This window comes from Streptococcus pluranimalium (genome assembly GCF_002953735.1).
Classification (GTDB): Bacteria; Bacillota; Bacilli; order Lactobacillales; family Streptococcaceae; genus Streptococcus; species Streptococcus pluranimalium.
Genome location: NZ_CP025536.1, coordinates 389,974 through 407,312 on the forward strand (window position 1 = coordinate 389,974; position 17,339 = coordinate 407,312).

17 protein-coding genes are annotated in these 17,339 nt (G+C 37.8%); 10 read left to right on the forward strand and 7 right to left on the reverse strand.

Going from position 1 to position 17,339, the window contains the following annotated elements:
* Positions 1 to 199 precede the first annotated feature (199 nt).
* The 6 genes from C0J00_RS01980 to greA all read left to right on the forward strand — a co-directional run bounded on the left by C0J00_RS01980 (position 200) and on the right by greA (position 9,214).
* Positions 200 to 3,298 carry a DEAD/DEAH box helicase gene (locus tag C0J00_RS01980; RefSeq protein ID WP_104967323.1) on the forward strand — a complete coding sequence of 1,033 codons (3,099 nt, stop codon included), beginning with the start codon at positions 200 to 202 and terminating at the stop codon, positions 3,296 to 3,298.
* Between the two features lie 59 nt (positions 3,299 to 3,357).
* Entirely contained in the window at positions 3,358 to 4,059 is a 702-nt protein-coding gene (locus tag C0J00_RS01985) for a hypothetical protein (RefSeq protein ID WP_104967324.1), read from the forward strand.
* A 9-nt stretch (positions 4,060 to 4,068) separates the two neighbouring features.
* Positions 4,069 to 5,400 (forward strand): UDP-N-acetylmuramate--L-alanine ligase, encoded by a 1,332-nt coding sequence (murC, locus tag C0J00_RS01990; RefSeq protein ID WP_104967325.1) that lies wholly within the window; start codon positions 4,069 to 4,071, stop codon positions 5,398 to 5,400.
* A gap of 633 nt (positions 5,401 to 6,033) precedes the next feature.
* Positions 6,034 to 6,525: a GNAT family N-acetyltransferase gene (locus C0J00_RS01995; protein WP_104967326.1), complete on the forward strand. Its 492-nt coding sequence runs from the start codon at positions 6,034 to 6,036 to the stop codon at positions 6,523 to 6,525.
* Between the two features lie 92 nt (positions 6,526 to 6,617).
* Positions 6,618 to 8,483 (forward strand): endolytic transglycosylase MltG, encoded by a 1,866-nt coding sequence (gene mltG, locus C0J00_RS02000; RefSeq protein ID WP_104968799.1) that lies wholly within the window; start codon positions 6,618 to 6,620, stop codon positions 8,481 to 8,483.
* Between the two features lie 239 nt (positions 8,484 to 8,722).
* Complete coding sequence (greA, locus tag C0J00_RS02005; protein ID WP_104967327.1) at positions 8,723 to 9,214, forward strand: transcription elongation factor GreA; 492 nt, start codon at positions 8,723 to 8,725, stop codon at positions 9,212 to 9,214.
* Between the two features lie 204 nt (positions 9,215 to 9,418).
* Here greA and yidC read toward each other — a convergent pair whose 3' ends face one another.
* Together yidC and C0J00_RS02015 are read right to left on the reverse strand one after the other, a co-directional pair.
* The gene (yidC, locus tag C0J00_RS02010) at positions 9,419 to 10,336 is read right to left on the reverse strand and encodes a membrane protein insertase YidC (RefSeq protein ID WP_104967328.1); all 918 of its coding nucleotides are present in this window, start codon (positions 10,334 to 10,336) and stop codon (positions 9,419 to 9,421) included.
* Between the two features lie 81 nt (positions 10,337 to 10,417).
* On the reverse strand, positions 10,418 to 10,696 hold the full coding sequence (locus C0J00_RS02015; protein WP_104967329.1) for an acylphosphatase: 279 nt from the start codon (positions 10,694 to 10,696) through the stop codon (positions 10,418 to 10,420).
* A 187-nt stretch (positions 10,697 to 10,883) separates the two neighbouring features.
* Between C0J00_RS02015 and C0J00_RS02020 the strand changes: the two genes are divergently transcribed.
* From C0J00_RS02020 to C0J00_RS02035, 4 genes are read left to right on the forward strand one after another with little or no spacing between them, the layout of a single operon-like run.
* A complete protein-coding gene (locus C0J00_RS02020; protein WP_104967330.1) occupies positions 10,884 to 11,180 on the forward strand; it encodes a DUF4298 domain-containing protein in 297 nt (98 codons plus the stop codon).
* A 42-nt stretch (positions 11,181 to 11,222) separates the two neighbouring features.
* Complete coding sequence (locus C0J00_RS02025; RefSeq protein WP_104967331.1) at positions 11,223 to 11,963, forward strand: TrmH family RNA methyltransferase; 741 nt, start codon at positions 11,223 to 11,225, stop codon at positions 11,961 to 11,963.
* Positions 11,964 to 12,002: 39 nt separating this feature from the next.
* The gene (locus C0J00_RS02030; protein WP_104967332.1) at positions 12,003 to 12,506 is read left to right on the forward strand and encodes an HD domain-containing protein; all 504 of its coding nucleotides are present in this window, start codon (positions 12,003 to 12,005) and stop codon (positions 12,504 to 12,506) included.
* A 21-nt stretch (positions 12,507 to 12,527) separates the two neighbouring features.
* Entirely contained in the window at positions 12,528 to 13,217 is a 690-nt protein-coding gene (locus C0J00_RS02035) for a Bax inhibitor-1/YccA family protein (RefSeq protein WP_104967333.1), read from the forward strand.
* Positions 13,218 to 13,274: 57 nt separating this feature from the next.
* Here C0J00_RS02035 and C0J00_RS02040 read toward each other — a convergent pair.
* From C0J00_RS02040 to C0J00_RS02060, 5 genes are all read right to left on the reverse strand, one after another.
* A protein-coding gene (locus C0J00_RS02040) for an IS3 family transposase (protein ID WP_199773974.1) occupies positions 13,275 to 14,620 on the reverse strand; the annotation gives its coding sequence in 2 pieces (ribosomal slippage) (positions 13,275 to 14,179 and positions 14,179 to 14,620; 1,347 coding nt in all).
* 80 nt (positions 14,621 to 14,700) lie between these two features.
* The gene (locus C0J00_RS02045) at positions 14,701 to 15,018 is read right to left on the reverse strand and encodes a DUF960 domain-containing protein (RefSeq protein ID WP_104967334.1); all 318 of its coding nucleotides are present in this window, start codon (positions 15,016 to 15,018) and stop codon (positions 14,701 to 14,703) included.
* Positions 15,019 to 15,107: 89 nt separating this feature from the next.
* A complete protein-coding gene (gene ntdP, locus C0J00_RS02050; RefSeq protein WP_104968801.1) occupies positions 15,108 to 15,641 on the reverse strand; it encodes a nucleoside tri-diphosphate phosphatase in 534 nt (177 codons plus the stop codon).
* Positions 15,642 to 15,721: 80 nt separating this feature from the next.
* Entirely contained in the window at positions 15,722 to 16,498 is a 777-nt protein-coding gene (recX, locus tag C0J00_RS02055; protein ID WP_104967335.1) for a recombination regulator RecX, read from the reverse strand.
* A 2-nt stretch (positions 16,499 to 16,500) separates the two neighbouring features.
* Positions 16,501 to 17,280 carry a phosphotransferase gene (locus C0J00_RS02060; RefSeq protein ID WP_104968802.1) on the reverse strand — a complete coding sequence of 260 codons (780 nt, stop codon included), beginning with the start codon at positions 17,278 to 17,280 and terminating at the stop codon, positions 16,501 to 16,503.
* Positions 17,281 to 17,339: the final 59 nt, after the last annotated feature.

Below are 17,339 nucleotides of genomic sequence, written 5' to 3' on the forward strand. Positions count from 1 at the left end.
GCTCTCAACTGGCTAACTTCATTTTAGAACTTTCGTTTTTTTGATTCTTCTGGTAAATCATTCTATTGTTCAATTATCATAAGCGAAATACTAGGCTTTTTGTTATAATAAAGGGATAGATAATGCGAGGTTTAGCTAAGTTAGTTATTGCAATAAAGTCCTTTAATCAGCTTTATCTGGCATGAGAGGTAAAACAATTATGGCAAAATTAATTCCAGGTCGTATCCGTAATCAAGGAATTGCTTTTTATGAAGCAGGTGCGATTTCGATTATTTCTCAAGAAGAAACCGCACTACAAGCTAGTGTTGATGAGGTCGTCATTCAGTATTCTTTGGATGATGAAGCTGTTACTTGTCAGTGTGCTTTTTTCCATGAAAAGTCTTACTGCGAACATCTAGCTGCGATTGAATATTTTTTAAAAAACGATATTCAAGGGCAGGAATTAGCAGAAGAGCTGGAGGAACAGTCTGAGGTCGTTGAAAAGGTTTCAGAACGTCAGTCATTTGGAAGTTTATTTTTAGATACCCTACAAATGAATGAAAGTAGTGATGATGTCTTCAGCCTCAGCGCTGAGGGTCAGCAAAGTCTGTATTCGAATGAAATCTGGTGGACGCTTCGTATCCGTCGTTTGCCTGACCAGAGAAGTTATGTTATTCGTGATATTAAGAGTTTTCTCAATCTTATCAAGAAGGAATCCTTTTATCAAATTGGAAAACATTATTATGAACCCTTATCATTTGGACAATTTGATGATGCTAGTCAACAACTGATTGAGTTTTTATGGCGTATAACACCTGAGACTTCTCAACAAGAATTAGCATTTTTATATCCCAATCACCATCGCCATCTTCTCTTACCATCAGGTTTCTTTGAGGAAGGTCTGAGTTTGCTTAATCAGCTAGAAGCATTCAGTTTGGAAGTTGGTTTGAAAACCTACCATCATATAGATATCACTTATCTTCAACCAGATCACCATCTCTTTGAGTTTGAAGTGGAAGTGCATCAGAAGGCTATTGAATTACGAGTCAGAGAAAGCAGTTATCAAGCTTATTTTGACAATCAATATCTTTTTACGAATGGCCATTTTTATTACTTGGATCGTAAACAACAGAAGTTGGTGAGTGCTTTGAAAACACTACCGATTGCTGAGGATTTAGCGAAGCACTTGTATTTTGATTTAGATGATCAGGATAAGTTGGCAGCTAGCCTTTTGGATTTTGCGCTTCTTGGATCAGTGGCTGCTCCTAAAACATTTGAACAAAGAGAGTTTAAACCGCTTTTTAACTTTGACTTACAAGATGAGAATCGCCTTGTCTTACAAGCCAGCTTACAGTTTAATGACCTCGAGATTACCAGTAAAGCGCAACTGAAAGAGTTACCTTTTGCGGTGCATTACAAGAAAGAAGCTAGACTTTTTCAATTGCTTGATAAAGAGGGATTTGGTCTTGATTTACATAGCGAGAAAGTTCTCTCATCTAGTGATGATTTGGTTCAATTCTTTCAAACAAGTCTTCCTAAGTTTCGCCAGTTAGGAGCTGTTAAGCTTTCGGAACGTTTGGAAACGATGAGAGTGGTAGAACGTCCTAAAGTTAGAGTAGAGCGTCAAGGCGGACTCTTGGATGTATCCTTTGATTTTACAGAGCTAGGCGAAGAAGATGTTGACCAAGCCCTCCAAGCTCTCTTCGATAATCAAGTTTACTTTATTGCCCAATCAGGAAAAATGGTTGTCTTTGACCAAGAAACTCAAAAGATAAGTAAGTCGTTGGAAGAACTTCGAGCCAAGCCTATTCAAAATGGTCATGTCCAGTTGGATAGTATCGCAGCCTTTCATTTATCAGAAACGTTTACGAGTTCAGAACAGGTCATCTTTTCTCAAGAATTTCAAGATTTAGCTAGAGATTTACGTCATCCTGAAGCATTTGATATCCCTGAGCTATCTATACAAGCTGAGTTACGTGATTATCAGCTCAGAGGCGTTCAATGGTTATCAATGCTAGATCATTATGGCTTTGGCGGTATTTTAGCAGATGATATGGGTCTTGGAAAAACATTGCAAACCATTGCTTTTTTAACAAGTAAATTATCAAAAGAGGGGCGCGTGTTGATTTTGGCTCCTTCTAGCTTGATTTACAATTGGCAAGAAGAATTCCATAAGTTTGCACCCCAGATTGATGTGGCTGTTTCCTATGGCTTGAAACCAGTACGTGACCAGATTATTGCTGAAAATCATCAAGTGACTATTACGAGTTATAGTTCATTTCGCCAAGACTTTGAAGCATATCAAGCCTTTGCCTATGATTACCTCATTTTGGATGAAGCTCAGGTCATGAAAAATGCCCAGACCAAAATTGCCCATTATTTACGACAATTTGATGTCAAGAATGTTTTTGCGCTCTCAGGAACACCTATTGAGAATAAACTGTTAGAAATTTGGTCCATTTTTCAAATTGTCTTACCTGGTCTTTTGCCTAGCCAAAAAGCCTTTTTGAAACTAGACGCTAACCAGGTTTCTCGCTACATCAAACCCTTTGTCCTTCGCCGTAAGAAAGAAGATGTCTTACCGGAGTTGCCTGATTTGATTGAAATTACTTATCCTAATGAGTTGGCAGAAAGTCAAAAGGCGATATATCTTGCTCAGTTACGCCAAATGCAAGAACGTATTAGTCACTCCAGTGATTCAGAAATTAATCGTCAAAAAATTGAGATTTTATCTGGTATTACTAGATTGCGTCAAATTTGTGATACTCCAAGCCTCTTTATGGATTATTCTGGAAATAGTGGGAAGTTGGACAGTTTGCGTGAGTTGCTACTTCAAATTAGAGAAAATGGGCATCGTGCTTTGATTTTCTCACAATTTAGAGGAATGCTTGATATTGCAGAAAAAGAACTTGAAACATTAGGGTTGAGTACTTATAAAATAACAGGGTCAACTCCAGCTAATCAACGTCAAGAGATGACACGAGCTTTTAACGCTGGTTCCAAAGATGCTTTCTTGATTTCTTTAAAAGCTGGGGGAGTAGGGCTAAATCTAACAGGTGCTGACACGGTTGTTTTGATTGATTTATGGTGGAATCCTGCTGTTGAGATGCAAGCAATCAGTCGTGCCCATAGGATTGGTCAGAAAGAAAATGTCGAAGTTTACCGCTTGATTACACGCGGAACGATTGAAGAGAAGATTTTAGAAATGCAAGAGAGCAAGAAAAATCTTGTCACCACTGTCTTAGATGGTAATGAAACGAGAGCGAATATGAGTATTGAAGATATTAAAGAAATTCTTGGTATAGGTGTCGGCAGATAACTTTGAAAAAGTAGAGGCTTTAGTTTATAATAGGACTGTTACAGAAAGGAAGTGAGCTAATGAGTTCCAGAAGACGTGCGTTTCCCCTAATTCCCGATGACGAACCAGTTATCGGACAATCAACAGCGATGCGCTTATACGATAATGACGATCTTATTACTAATATTAATGGGACTTATTATGATAAGGATTATTCTGATGTAACACCCAGTATTCAATTTGTTCCTAAGACCAGTAACGATAGTGAAGATAGTCGATCGAATATCCCTACTGAGCTAGATCAGGGGCGGACTTATGCAGAGCAGGCGCGTGAAGATGCTAAAAATGATTTGCGACAAAAGCGACAGTTTTACGTCAATCATGAGTTACAACGCGCTAAACAGCCTAGCCACTCTGCTAAGACCGGTACAGCTTTATCACAATCGTCTTCTAAAAGAGAAGTACCTAGCTTTCAAAAGAAAGGGTCTGTAGTAAAGAAACCGGCGCAGACTATTACTAAAACTAAGGTATTTCAGAAAGGCAAAGCATCAGAACACACTTCTGAAATAGCTGCATTTTCTAAAAACTTGCACCAAGAGACATATATTTTGGTGGATTTGCCAAAAGTCTATAACAAACCTGAGAATCAAAAAGATTCAAAACCAAAGAAAAATACCTTTGACTTTTTAAAACGCAGTCAAATTTATAATCACCAAGAAAGACAAGAAAAACGAGAACGTCAGATTGCTCAAGAGCTTAATTTGACACGTTTTGAAGATTAAGGAGTTACCATGTCAAAAACCTATCATTTTATCGGAATTAAAGGCTCTGGGATGAGTGCCTTGGCACTGATGTTGCATCAAATGGGTCACAAGGTTCAAGGATCCGATGTTGAAAAATATTACTTCACACAGCGTGGATTAGAACAAGCTGGTATCCCAATCCTTGCTTTTTCTGAAGAAAATATTACAGCAGATGTTGAATTAATCGCTGGTAATGCCTTTCGTCAAGACAACAATGTCGAAGTGGCTAAGGCTATTGAGTTGGGCTATTCCTTTAAACGTTACCATGAGTTTCTGGGCGAATTCATGGGACAATTTACCAGCCTTGGTGTAGCCGGTGCTCATGGAAAAACATCTACAACGGGTCTCTTGGCTCATGTCATGAAAAACATCACAGATACATCATTCTTGATCGGTGATGGTACAGGCCGTGGTTCTGCGTCCAGTCAATACTTTGTCTTTGAATCTGATGAATATGAGCGTCACTTTATGCCGTATCATCCAGCCTACTCTATCATTACCAATATCGATTTTGATCATCCAGATTATTTTACAGGTATTGATGATGTTTTTGATGCCTTTGATGCTTATGCAAAGCAAGTCAAAAAAGCTCTATTTATCTTTGGTGAAGATGAGTATCTCCGTCGTATTACTTCACCAGCAAAAATTTACTATTATGGTTTCGAAGAATCAAACGACTTTTATGCGACAGATATCACTCGTACAGTAAATGGTTCTGACTTTACTGTTATGCATAAAGGAGAAGCAATTGGTCGCTTCCATGTACCAGCATTTGGGCGTCATAATATCCTAAATGCCACAGCTGTTATTGCTAATCTTTTTGTTGAAGGTTTTGATATGGTACTTGTTGCAGAACACCTAAAAACCTTTTCTGGAGTAAAACGTCGTTTTACAGAGAAAAAAATCAGTGATACGATTGTGATTGATGATTTTGCTCACCATCCAACAGAGATTATCGCTACTCTGGATGCAGCGCGTCAAAAATACCCTTCAAAAGAAATTGTGGCTATCTTCCAACCTCATACTTTTACACGTACCATCGCCTTGTTAGATGAATTTGCAGCTGCTTTGAATGAAGCTGATGCTGTTTATTTAGCACAAATTTATGGTTCAGCTCGCGAAGTTGATAATGGAGATGTTAAAGTAGAAGACTTAGCAGATCGCATTAAAAAACCAGCTAAAGTAGTCACCGTTGAAAATGTATCACCACTTCTTGACCATAACAATGCTGTCTATGTTTTCATGGGAGCAGGTGACATCCAACTGTATGAGCGTTCTTTTGAAGAGCTTTTAGCAAATTTGACCAAAAATAATCAGTAGTCTTGTAACTATCAGAAAGTTTTCTAGTCGGCAAGAATCACATATACTTCAACGTAGTATTTTCTTAGAATTATCCTAGTACCTCTATTTTGATAGGATTGCAAAGGATTAATCAAGTGCAATTGTCTTTTGTTGATTTAATGATTAATGTGATTTTTTTGGCTTATGTTTTTAAAACTAGCTGTAGAGGACTACGCAACACCGTCCAACCTCACTATATGGAGTTCGTTATAACATTCTAACGCAGTGTCGAGAGAAACGCTTAAGGATTTATTTCTTTTAGCGTTTTCTTTGCATACTTGCTCAGGAGCTTAAGTTCCAAGCGGCCATTACTGAATGGTTTTTTGGTTACGATTTAGGTTCTGAAACAAGCCTATTTAATATTGCGGGGATGGAAGGCGGACTTTTTTTAGGACAAAAAATCTTACTTTTTCGGAAATGTTCTATCAGATGGAGAACGGTCAGTATAAAAGTATTTTTTGTACAAAGAAGATAGTGCTTAGATGAGGTGATGACTTACCGATAGGCCTGACAGGTGGTATGCTAAGATATCGTCAGAAAAGTATTGTATGGCAGTCATCGTTTGTTACATAAGTAGTCTAGGAATGATTTTAGCATTTATATGGAGGACATATGGAAATTAGACATGTGGCATTAGCAGACTGGGCTATCATCTCAGATATTGAGTCTCAAAATTTTTCAATAGAAGAAGCTGCAACACCAGAAGCTATGAAAGAAAGAATTGAGCGAATTTCAGATACTTTTCTAGTCGCTGTGATAGATGGGAACATAGCTGGCTATATTGAAGGGCCAGTGGTATCACAACGCTATTTAACGGATGACTTATTCCATAAAGTAGAGCAAAATCCTAAAGAGGGTGGTTTTATTGCTGTTACCAGTTTATCTATTTCAAAAAACTATCAAGGGCAGGGGGTTGGGACAGCTTTAATTGCGGCGCTTAAGGACCTAGCTGTAGCTCAAAAACGACAAGGCATTAATCTGACCTGTCATGATTACCTGATTTCTTACTATGAGATGAATGGCTTTATTGATGAAGGTCAATCCGAGTCAGCACATGGTGGGAGTATCTGGTATAATATGGTCTGGGAAAATCCAATCAACTAATGTTAAGAATAGGTGACAACCTGATGTAATCGTTGCTTTTCCAAGGTTTTTGAGATATAATGGCGATTGATTATTATGTAGGAGGATCAGCTTTGACGGATTTTAAAGACGATGATAAATCTTCTTCTGTGGGTGCGGAAAATTTTAAAGAGCGTATTTTACGAGAATTAGAAGAAGCCAATCGCAAACGTCAACTTCAAGAAGAGGAACAGAGACGAGCTGAGGAAGCACGTCAAGCTGAACAAGCAAGACTTCAGCAGGAAAAAGAAGCTGCACGTTTAGCTAAAGAGCGAGAAGATGAGTTAGCTCGCATTCAACGTGAGCAAGAATTGGCACGTCAAACTGAACAAGTAAGACTTCAGCAGGAAAAAGAAGCCGCACGTTTAGCTAAAGAGCGAGAAGATGAGTTGGCTCGCATTCAACGTGAAAGAGATTTAAAGCATCACCAAGAATCAGCAGTGTCTCTTAGTCTTTCCACTGAAGTTTCAGAGAGCAGCCACTCCGTGTCAATGAGTGAAAGTACTAGTGAAGCGTTTCAGCTTACTGATGATAAAGTATTATCGGCTGATTTAAAAGCACCCCTTCTTAGACCTAGTCAGGAAAAACAATCAACTTCAGCTTCATTGACTGCTGGTGAAGTTGATTTTTCAGACACAGACATTGAACAGAGCCATAAGCAAGAAGCTGGACAAACTCATATTGCTGAGAATAATGAATTATCTAGTGATAGTATAGCAGCTAAAAATGAGGCTGTAGTGGCTCAAGTAGAAGCAAAAGAATCTATTACTGAGGTAAAACGTCCAATGATGAATAGACGACGAAAAAATAATAGGATTGCCGCAAAAATAACAGGTATTTTAGTAACCATTATCGTATTGATTGGTTTATTAACAGCGTTTTTAGGCTATCGTTATGTTTCAAGTTCACTTGGAGCTGTTGATACAGACTCCAAAGAATTTGTTACTGTCCAAATTCCTGAAGGATCGGGTAATAAATTAATTGGGCAGATTTTAGAAGAAAATGGCTTGGTGAAAAATGCTGCTATTTTCAACTATTATACCCGTTTTAAAAATGTTTCAAATCTTCAAAGTGGTTATTATAATCTTCAAAAAAGTATGACTGTGAAGGATATTATCGACACTCTTAAACAAGGTGGAACTTTAGAGCCACAAGAGCCTGTTTCTGGAAAGATTTTGGTTACCGAAGGTTCTACGATAGATCAGATTGCTAAAGCGGTGACAGTCAATGTTAATACGAAAAAAGCAAGTAAGACCTCATATTCTGAACAAGACTTTTTAGAGTTGATGAAGAATAAAGACTTCATTGACAAAATGGTTAAGAAATACCCTGAGTTACTCAAGGATATTCCTTCAGCCGATCAAGCAAGGTACCAGTTGGAAGGTTATTTATTCCCAGCAACTTATAATTATTATGAGGAGTCAAGCCTTGAAGATATCGTTGACCAGATGTTGGCGACAATGAATACTAATTTAGCACCATACTTTGATCAGATTGCTGCTAAAGGACATACGATTAACGAAGTCCTTACCCTAGCTTCATTGGTCGAAAAAGAAGGCTCCACAGATGAAGATCGTCGTCATATTGCAAGTGTTTTTTACAACCGTTTAAATATCCAAATGCCTCTTCAAAGTAATATTGCTATTTTGTATGCTATGGGCAAGTTAGGTCAAGAAACGACACTTCGTGAAGATGCTACTATTGACACTAAGATCAATTCACCCTATAATATCTATGAAAATCCTGGCTTGATGCCTGGTCCTGTTGATAGCCCAGGAATGTCAGCTATTGAAGCAACCATTAATCCTGCAAATACAGATAATTTGTACTTTGTTGCTGATGTCACAACAGGTGAAGTTTACTATGCGGAAGATTATGCTACTCATGACGCTAATGTTTCTAAGTATGTTAATGCTCATTTGGAAAATAGTGCAGAGTAAAAGGAGTAGACTGATCAGTCTGAGATAAAAGAGTCTCAGATTTGTGATAATCGTATCCTTGGTTAACTAAGTTTGCAAAAAATCAAGAGAGCTGTTAGTAGCTGCTATAATCAATTCTTAAAGTTTTAGCAGTTGCAAGTACTTTTTAGGAGTGAATGCACAGTGTATCTTCTATCGATTATTGATTTTTAGGATTATTCCCATTCTTTCATAAAAAAAGATTTAGAAAAGAGAAAAACATGTCAGAAAAAACATTTCCAATGACTCAAACTGAAAAAGAGCAACTCGAAAAAGAGTTGGAGGAATTAAAGTTAGTTCGTCGCCCAGAAGTTGTTGAGCGTATTAAAATTGCTCGTTCTTATGGAGACCTTTCAGAGAATTCAGAATACGATGCAGCAAAGGATGAGCAGGCATTTGTTGAAGGTGAAATTTCAACACTTGAAAATCAAATTCGTTACGCTGAAATTATTGATAGTGATGCCGTTGCTAAAGATGAAGTTGCTATCGGTAAGACAGTTGTTGTTCAAGAAGTTGGTACAACTGATAAAGATACCTACCATATTGTAGGTGCTGCTGGAGCAGATATTTTCTCAGGAAAAATTTCAAATGATAGCCCAATTGGTCAGGCTCTGATTGGAAAAAATAAAGGTGATAAGGTTTCGATTGTTTCACCTGCCGGTAGTTATGAAGTTGAAATTATCAGTGTTGAGAAAACAGAAGATAATAAATAATAAAAAAGTTGACAGTCGTTTCAAAAAACTGTCAACTTTTTTATTGATTTGACTTATTTTGGCATCAGTAAAGAACTTTTGAAAAAGCTAGGAACTTGTCTAGATGAGCTATCCTAACTTATCGCTACATGTTGATCATCTACCTACCATAAAGGTATTTCCAAACACTAAAAAAGGTTGAGAAGTTCCTCAACCTTTTTATAATTAACGTTTACGCTGTTTTCCAGCATTACGATTTGATTTAGTTTGAATGGCGCCTTGAGTTGGATTAGCTGTTGGTGTTACGTCTTTACGAGCTGTTGCATTTGATTTAAAAGGTTTTGGAGGATTTTTAGCAAATTCCGCCTCCACTTTTTGACGCAAACGAGGTTTGATAACGTAAGTTGTGAGTAATTGTTGGGCAATAGCGAAGAAACCACCGACAAGCCAGTATAATGTTACACCTGCTGGTGAAGAAAAACCAAAGAAGGCCATCATGAGGGGCATTGAATACATAGCTGTTTTCATTTGCGCCCTTTGTTCTTCTGGAACTGCAGCGACTGACAACCAAGATTGGAAGAAGTAGAGTGCTACAATGATTGCTGTCAAAAGCAAATCGGGTTTATCTAAGGAGAACCATAAGAACTGGGAACCTTGAATACCATTAGTATAGCGAGCTGCAAAGTAAAGAGCAGAGAAAAATGGCATTTGAATCAGGAGCGGTAAACACCCAATACCACCAAACATGCTAACACCGTATTGACGCTGTGCTGCCATAAAATCAGCTTGAGCAGCTAATTTTTCTTCTTGGGTTGTTGCAGACTTCATACGTTCTTGAATGGGACCTAAGAAAGGTTTCAAGTAAGCCATCTTTTCAGATTGATAGGCAGCTTTTTGAGATTGGTAAAGCCCAAGAGGTAAAATAATCAAACGAACAATGATTGTCACTGCGATGATCCCGAGACCAAAGCCGAGACCTAAGTCATTGGCAAAGTACTGGATGACCTTTTCCATTGGTTTACCGATGGTATTCCAGACAAAGCCAACGGGTTTACCATGTTCAGTTCTGACACATCCAGACAGGAATAGGAGCAGTGATAATGCAAATCCTGAGAAGAATAATTTTTTAGTTAATTTTTTCACAGTTTATATCCTTTAATTTTGTAATACCTATCTATTTTACAGCTTTTTAAGGATTTTCTCAATACTTCTGAAGTCCTAATTTTAATTGCCTACACGAAAGTCTGTATAGTCTTCAAAGTTATCTATTTGCACATCAACATAAGTGACGCGACTCATGCGCGAAGGGCCTTTTCTTACTTCTTGGATAAAACTTGCCATCTTGTTGGCATCATCAGATTGGGCAAGAATTTCAACGGTTCCATCGTCATTATTCCAAACACGACCATGAATACCTCCTATTTCTTTAGCAAGGGCATAAGTTGAATAACGAAAACCAACCCCTTGAACACGACCAGAAACAATCATCCGAATTTTTTTCATTTTCTTATCCTCCTGATGTTATAGTAAGTTTATTATAACCCAAAAAGTTAGCAAAAGTCTTGTTTCAGCAGAGAAGATAACTGTTTGACTTCAATTAAAAAAATATTACCGCTGTCATCTAGTAATGTTTAATTCACTTTTGTTATAATGAAATAGACGAACAGATGATCGCAAGAAAGGAATGGCTATGAATCTTAAAGATAAACAAATAATCGAAGAAATGGAAGCCAAGTATGATAGTTTGGCTCCTAAATTGAAAGCACTTAGTACAGCGGTCGAAGATTTCGAACAGCATTACGCAGATTATATAGCTCTAAGAGATTTTTATGGAAGTACGGAATGGTTTAGACTCTTTGAACAGCCCCATGCTGATATAAAATCTGGTGTGCTTAGTGAAGATCAATTGTATAACTTTATTAGTGACCATAATGCACTCTTAGCAACGTGTTTGGAATTAGCCGCTAAAATGTCTAAAAATATGTAAACATTAATACCCTGATAATAATCATTTGACAATAGGAAAAATATGACAGTAATCACTTCAAAATCCAATCCTCTCATCAAGAGAACAAAAAAATTATTGCAAAAAAAGCATCGTAAAGATTCCTACCTGATAGAAGGCTGGCATCTTTTTGATGAAGCGCAGAAATCTAACGCTACATTCCGCCATATTTTTGTATTAGAAGAGATGGCAGATCAGCTTACAGCAAGTTCTGAAATCGTTCTGGTTTCAAGTGATGTCTTGAAAGAAATATCAGATGCACCAACTCCACAAGGGATTGTGGCAGAAGTTATCTTAAATAAAGTGGACTTACCAGACTTCAAGACAGGTCGTTATCTTGTTTTAGAGGATGTCCAAGATCCGGGAAATTTAGGGACTATGGTTCGTACGGCGGATGCAGCAGGTTTAGATGGTGTGATTTTATCAGATAAATCCGCGGATTTGTATAATCCAAAAACTCTGCGTTCTATGCAGGGAAGTCATTTCCACTTGCCTGTTTATCGTCAGTCTTTGACTTCTGTTTTTGAACAAATGAAGACAGCTAATTTACCCGTTTTAGCGACTACCTTGTCTGATAAGTCAGTGGATTACCAAAGTTTAGCACATTTTGATAAGTTTGCTTTGGTGATGGGTAATGAGGGTCAAGGGATTCGTCCTGAAACGAGCCAACTAGCAGATCATCTGATTCATATTAGCATGCCTGGTCGGGCAGAGAGTCTGAATGTATCCGTTGCTGCAGGGATAGTGATTTTTAGCTTGCTTTAAGCCAATATGGTATAATAGTGGTCTAGAAAGGTGAGTATTATGAAAAAATATGAACAAGATGCTGAATTTATGGAATTAGTTGGGCATTTGATTGATCACCCACGCTTTCAAAAACTTGACGGTATTGTTCAACATCACCATTCCACACGGATGGAGCACTCCATTAATGTGGCTTATACTAGCTATAAGATTGCTAAAAAGTTTGGGTGGGACAAGGACAGTACTGCTAGAGGTGGTTTGTTACATGACTTCTTTTACTATGATTGGCGTGTGACGAAGTTTAATAAAAGCCATGCTTGGGTGCATCCACGCATTGCGGTACGTAATGCTAAAAAATTAACACCACTAAACAAAAAAGAAGAAGATATTATCCTCAAACATATGTGGGGGGCAACAGTGGCTTTTCCACGTTATAAAGAGTCTTATATTGTGACCATGGTTGATAAGTATTGGGCGATTAAGGAAGCTACTATTCCAATGCGTCGTAAGCTTGGGAAGCCTATTCGCTTTAGCCGTAAGTTTTTAGGTAGTCACAATCGTTAGTTAGAAAAGGGAAATACAGTTATGAATGACAATCTTATTTACACAGAATCACAGGACGGCTTGTCAGCCTTCTTTACTAAAATATACAGTCTTGTAGGTATTGGTATCGGGCTTTCAGCTTTTGTGTCTTGGTTGATGCTTTACCCATTCCAAGCTAATCTTATCACTATTATGAATCAGTATTCATGGGTTTATCTGGGTGCATTTTTTGTAGAATTAGCCTTGGTTTTCTTGGCGTCTAATGCAGCACGTAAAAACACACCAGCTGCCTTGCCACTATTTTTGACCTATTCGGCTTTGAACGGTTTTACCCTAAGTTTTATCATTTCTCAATACGTTCAAACAACAGTTTTTCAAGCTTTTGTTAGTTCTGCTCTTGTTTTCTTTATTATGGCAGCCATTGGTGCAACGATTAAGAAAGACTTGTCAGGTATGGCGAAAGCTCTACTAGCAGCCCTAATTGGTATTATCATTGCTAGTGTTGTTAATATCTTTATTAGAAATGACTCAATGAGTTTCATCATCAGTATTGCTTCTGTATTGATTTTCTCAGGTTTGATTGCTTATGACAACCAAATGATTAAACGTGTTTACCAACACACAGGTGGTAATGTACAGGATGGTTGGGCTATTTCAATGGCACTTAGTCTTTACTTAGATTTTATTAACTTGTTTTTAAGCCTTCTACGTATTTTGGGACGTAATGATTAATTAGTAAGAAAAGACTTGCCGCTTGGGTGTACTGACCCCAAAAAGTTGGACAACTCATTATTGAAAGGATTTAGTTCTGTATTGGACAGGACTAAGTCCTTTTAGTTTTACTTTAATGCGTTTGTTGTTGTAGTAATAAATATAGTCTATAATAGCTTCTTCAAGCTCGTCAAGGGATTGATAAGATGTCTCGAGTCCATAAAACATTTCAGATTTGAGAATGCCAAAGAAAGATTCCATCATGCCATTATCTGGACTATTTCCCTTGCGGGACATAGATGGCAGAATGCCTTTAGACTCTAAAAAATCATGGTAGGACTGGTGTTGGTATTGCCAACCCTGGTCACTATGAAGAATAGTTCCACTGTATGAATCTGCTGGAAATGCCTTATCCAGCATGGTCTGAACCTGTTTCAAGTTAGGAGATCGAGACAGAGTGAAATCAATAATCTCGCTGTTATAGCCGTCAAGAACAGGTGATAAGTAGAGTTTTCCTTCAGGTAAGGCAAACTCCGTCACATCGGTATAACACTTCTCGCAAGGCTTAGAGCCCTCGAATTGACGTTTAATTAGATTATCAGCCTTCTTACCAACTCCACCTTTGTAAGAAGAATACTTGCGCTTACGACGAATGCGGGCTGCTAGGCCTATGACTGTCATGAGACGTTGAACTTTCTTATGATTGACCACAAATCCACGATTTCTGAGTTCTAAATAAATTCGACGATAGCCGTAATTACCTTTATGTTCATCATAAATGGCTTGAATTTCAGTCTTAATTGCTTTGTTCTTGTCGAGTTTATCCAGTTGCTTGACTTGATAATAATAGGTGGAGCGAGGCATTTTAGCTGTCGCAAGTAGGAGGTCTAGTCGGAATCCTTCTTGGACCATGTCTCTAATTGTTTCTGCCGTTCGCGCGCTAGAGCTTCGTCCCTTAAACGAAGTTCTCTCAACTTTTTTAGAAAGGCCACCTCAGTTCGGAGACGTTCATTTTCCTCTTGAAGGCGTTCTAATTCCGTCATTTCATCCCAGGTTTTATTGCGTTTACGTCCCATCTTGCTCGGTCTCCCTCTTGGTTTTTCAAGAATAGTATAACCGTTTTTCTTGTATTGCGCTATCCAATTTGGAAGTATTCCTCGATTTGGCAAGGCATAATCAAGAGAAACTGAGAGTTGAGAACAACCATGAATCAAGACTTTATCTATTATTTCCTCCTTTAATTCGGGAGAATAATACCGATTGTTACCTTTTTCAACGACTTCTACGCCATACCGATCCATGAGGTTCATCATGTATGTGAGATTAGAAATATTAACATCATATTGTTGGCTAATCCAAGGCCACGACATTCCGTTCTTTCTCAGCTCATAGATTTCTAGTTTATCTTTATAACTTAACTTCATAGGAAAAGCACCCCAATCGTTAGATTTTGTGTCTAACTTTTGGGGTGCAGTTCAGGGCAAGTCTTTTTGATGTAATCTTTCTATAAATGGTTTAACTCATGGGCAAGAAGAATAGTCTGTCGGCCCCTGTTATCAACGATATAGAGTTTTTGGGGGAAGAAGGGGTCAAAAGGATACTTGTAATCAAAAGCAATCATGAGCTTTCGTTTGACATCATGATACTCATAGGTCATGCCTTTGTTAGACTTTTTCAGGTTAAAGGTTAAAATACTGTCTAAAGGGACAACTGACTTTAAATAATTGTCCAAAATATCCCAAAACGTATCGATGAGTTCGCTGGGTAAGCTAGTCGCTACACCAAAACTAGCATAACGAGCGCTTGTTTTTTCAAAAGCCATATAAGCTCCTTTCTAGTATGTTGATGATTTTGGTGTTGCCGGCAAAAGCGAAGGAGCTGAAGACCTTTCTCCAGCTCCTATGGACAACTTTAACGCTTCTTCAGCTCAAGATAGCGTTTGTACCAGATATTAACGTAAGACTGTGAAAATGGTCCTTTATGGTTGTTAATCCAATCCACTAAAATTTTGACATTCTCTTTGAGAATAAAATCAATATCAGCTGAATAGTGCATTTCTCGCTTGTGAATCTCATATTCATCAACATCAAGCAGTTTTTTCTCCCCATCGGCAAAGACTTTGACATCTAAATCGTAGTCGATGTATTTGAGGGCTTCTTGATCAAGAATATAAGGACTAGCCAGGTTGCAATAATAAGAAACGCCGTTATCTCGAATCATTGCGATGATATTGAACCAATATTTTTTGTGGAAGTAGACAATTGCGGGTTCACGGGTCACCCAGCGACGACCGTCATGCTCGGTTACGAGCGTATGGTCATTCACACCAATAATTGCATTTTCCGTTGTTTTGAGTACCATAGTATCACGCCAAGTGCGGTGCAAACTACCATCATGTTTATAACTTTGAATTGTAATAAAGTCGCCTTCTTTTGGTAATTTCATGGCAATCATCTTTCTACAATTTCTTTGTCCTTACTAGTCTATCATAATTTTCAGAAAAAATCACATTGAGATAAGATGGATTACAAATAGTCTCTTAATGCCGAACGAATGGCATCGAAATCATAGCCCTTTCTGGCTAAAGCCTGCGTTAACCGTTGTTTTAAATCATAGCCCTCGTATTTTCGGCTATACTTCCGATATTGCTTGTCTAATTCTTGGTAGATGAGTTCTTCCTCGGTTTCATCATCTTTCTCCAAATCTAGACCTTCAACAGCGATTTTAGCTTCTTGGTAGGAAAATCCTTTGTTCGTTAGACTTTGGCTGAGCTTGTCTTTTAGGGCTTTAAAAGCTAGCTTACCCTCATACTTGCGCAAGAGTTTCTGTGCGACGCGTTCAGCGACTTCTATGAAGTCATAGTCACCTAAAACGCCATCGATCGTAGCACTAGAAATACCTTTTTGTATGAGTTTTTGTTTGATGACAAAAGCTCCCTTATCACCACTGGATAGATTTTGTTCAGCAATAGAGATGACAAACTGCTTATCATTTATCCAACGGTCTGCTTTTAGATTTTCTATCACTTGTGGAATGATAGATGCCTCAATCTCATGTTTATAAAGGTAATCTTTTACTTCTTTTTCCGTGCGTTGTTTGAAAGAAAGAAAATAAAGAGCTAGGTTTTTCCCGTAAGAAAATTGGGCAAACTGACGAATTTGATTCAATTCTTCTTTAGAAACAGACATGCCCTTGGTCAGCATAAAACGAACGATAGTATCCTCAGTAATATACAATTTATCCGACTCATCCAGCTCTAAAAGATAGAGACGCTTTTTCTTCTCGATTTTAGTGATTTTCATGCTTAGTCTCCAAAGGCTTCGTGTGCTGCAACAATTTTTAATTTATCCCAGTCAATTTCTTCTCGTGAATAGCTGTCTAGAAAAATATCGATGTATTTGTTATCAGCTAAATTATAATGGATGGACCAAATAGCCCAAAAGATATCAATATGCTTTTCACTATAGCCAGAAAGGCCCCAATCTATGAAGGTTGAGAAAGTTTGGCTGTCTTTTAAAATAATATTAGGTAGACAGGCATCACCATGTATGAAGGCATTTGTTTCTAACAGATATCCTTGGTCTTGTACTAAGTAAATGGCTTCATCTTTACCTGAGATATTAAAGTATGGAAGGAGTGCTTTTTGATAGAAAACACCTTTTTGATAGTTGATTTTGCTTGTTTGACGATAAGTATCAAGAAGATTGTCTTGCGGAAAATCCTTTGGTCTTAATTGATGCAGATCACGCAATGCTTTTCCTAAAATCTTACAGACTGATTCTGGCTGATCCAAAAAAGATGTTGCAGCAGAACCCATTGCTGCCCTTGTCAGGAGATAGTCTTTGTCGGTACTGATATAATCAATCACCTCAACTCCCATATCATGTGTGAAAAAATAGTGAGTTAATGTTGCTTCTTTGGCAAGTTTTCCATGTGCATCAATTTTCAGAAAGAAATCATTACCAACTTTTAGAACCAGTGCTCCAGAATGAGATGATAAATCATAACACTTTTGTTTATTGAGATAAGGCTGTAATTTGTCGGGGAATTCTTCAATCTTCAGTTTGAATTCAAGATTTTTCATGCCTTTATTATAACAAAAATGGTAAAATGGTAGCAAAGATTCCTTGAAAGAAGAGTTGA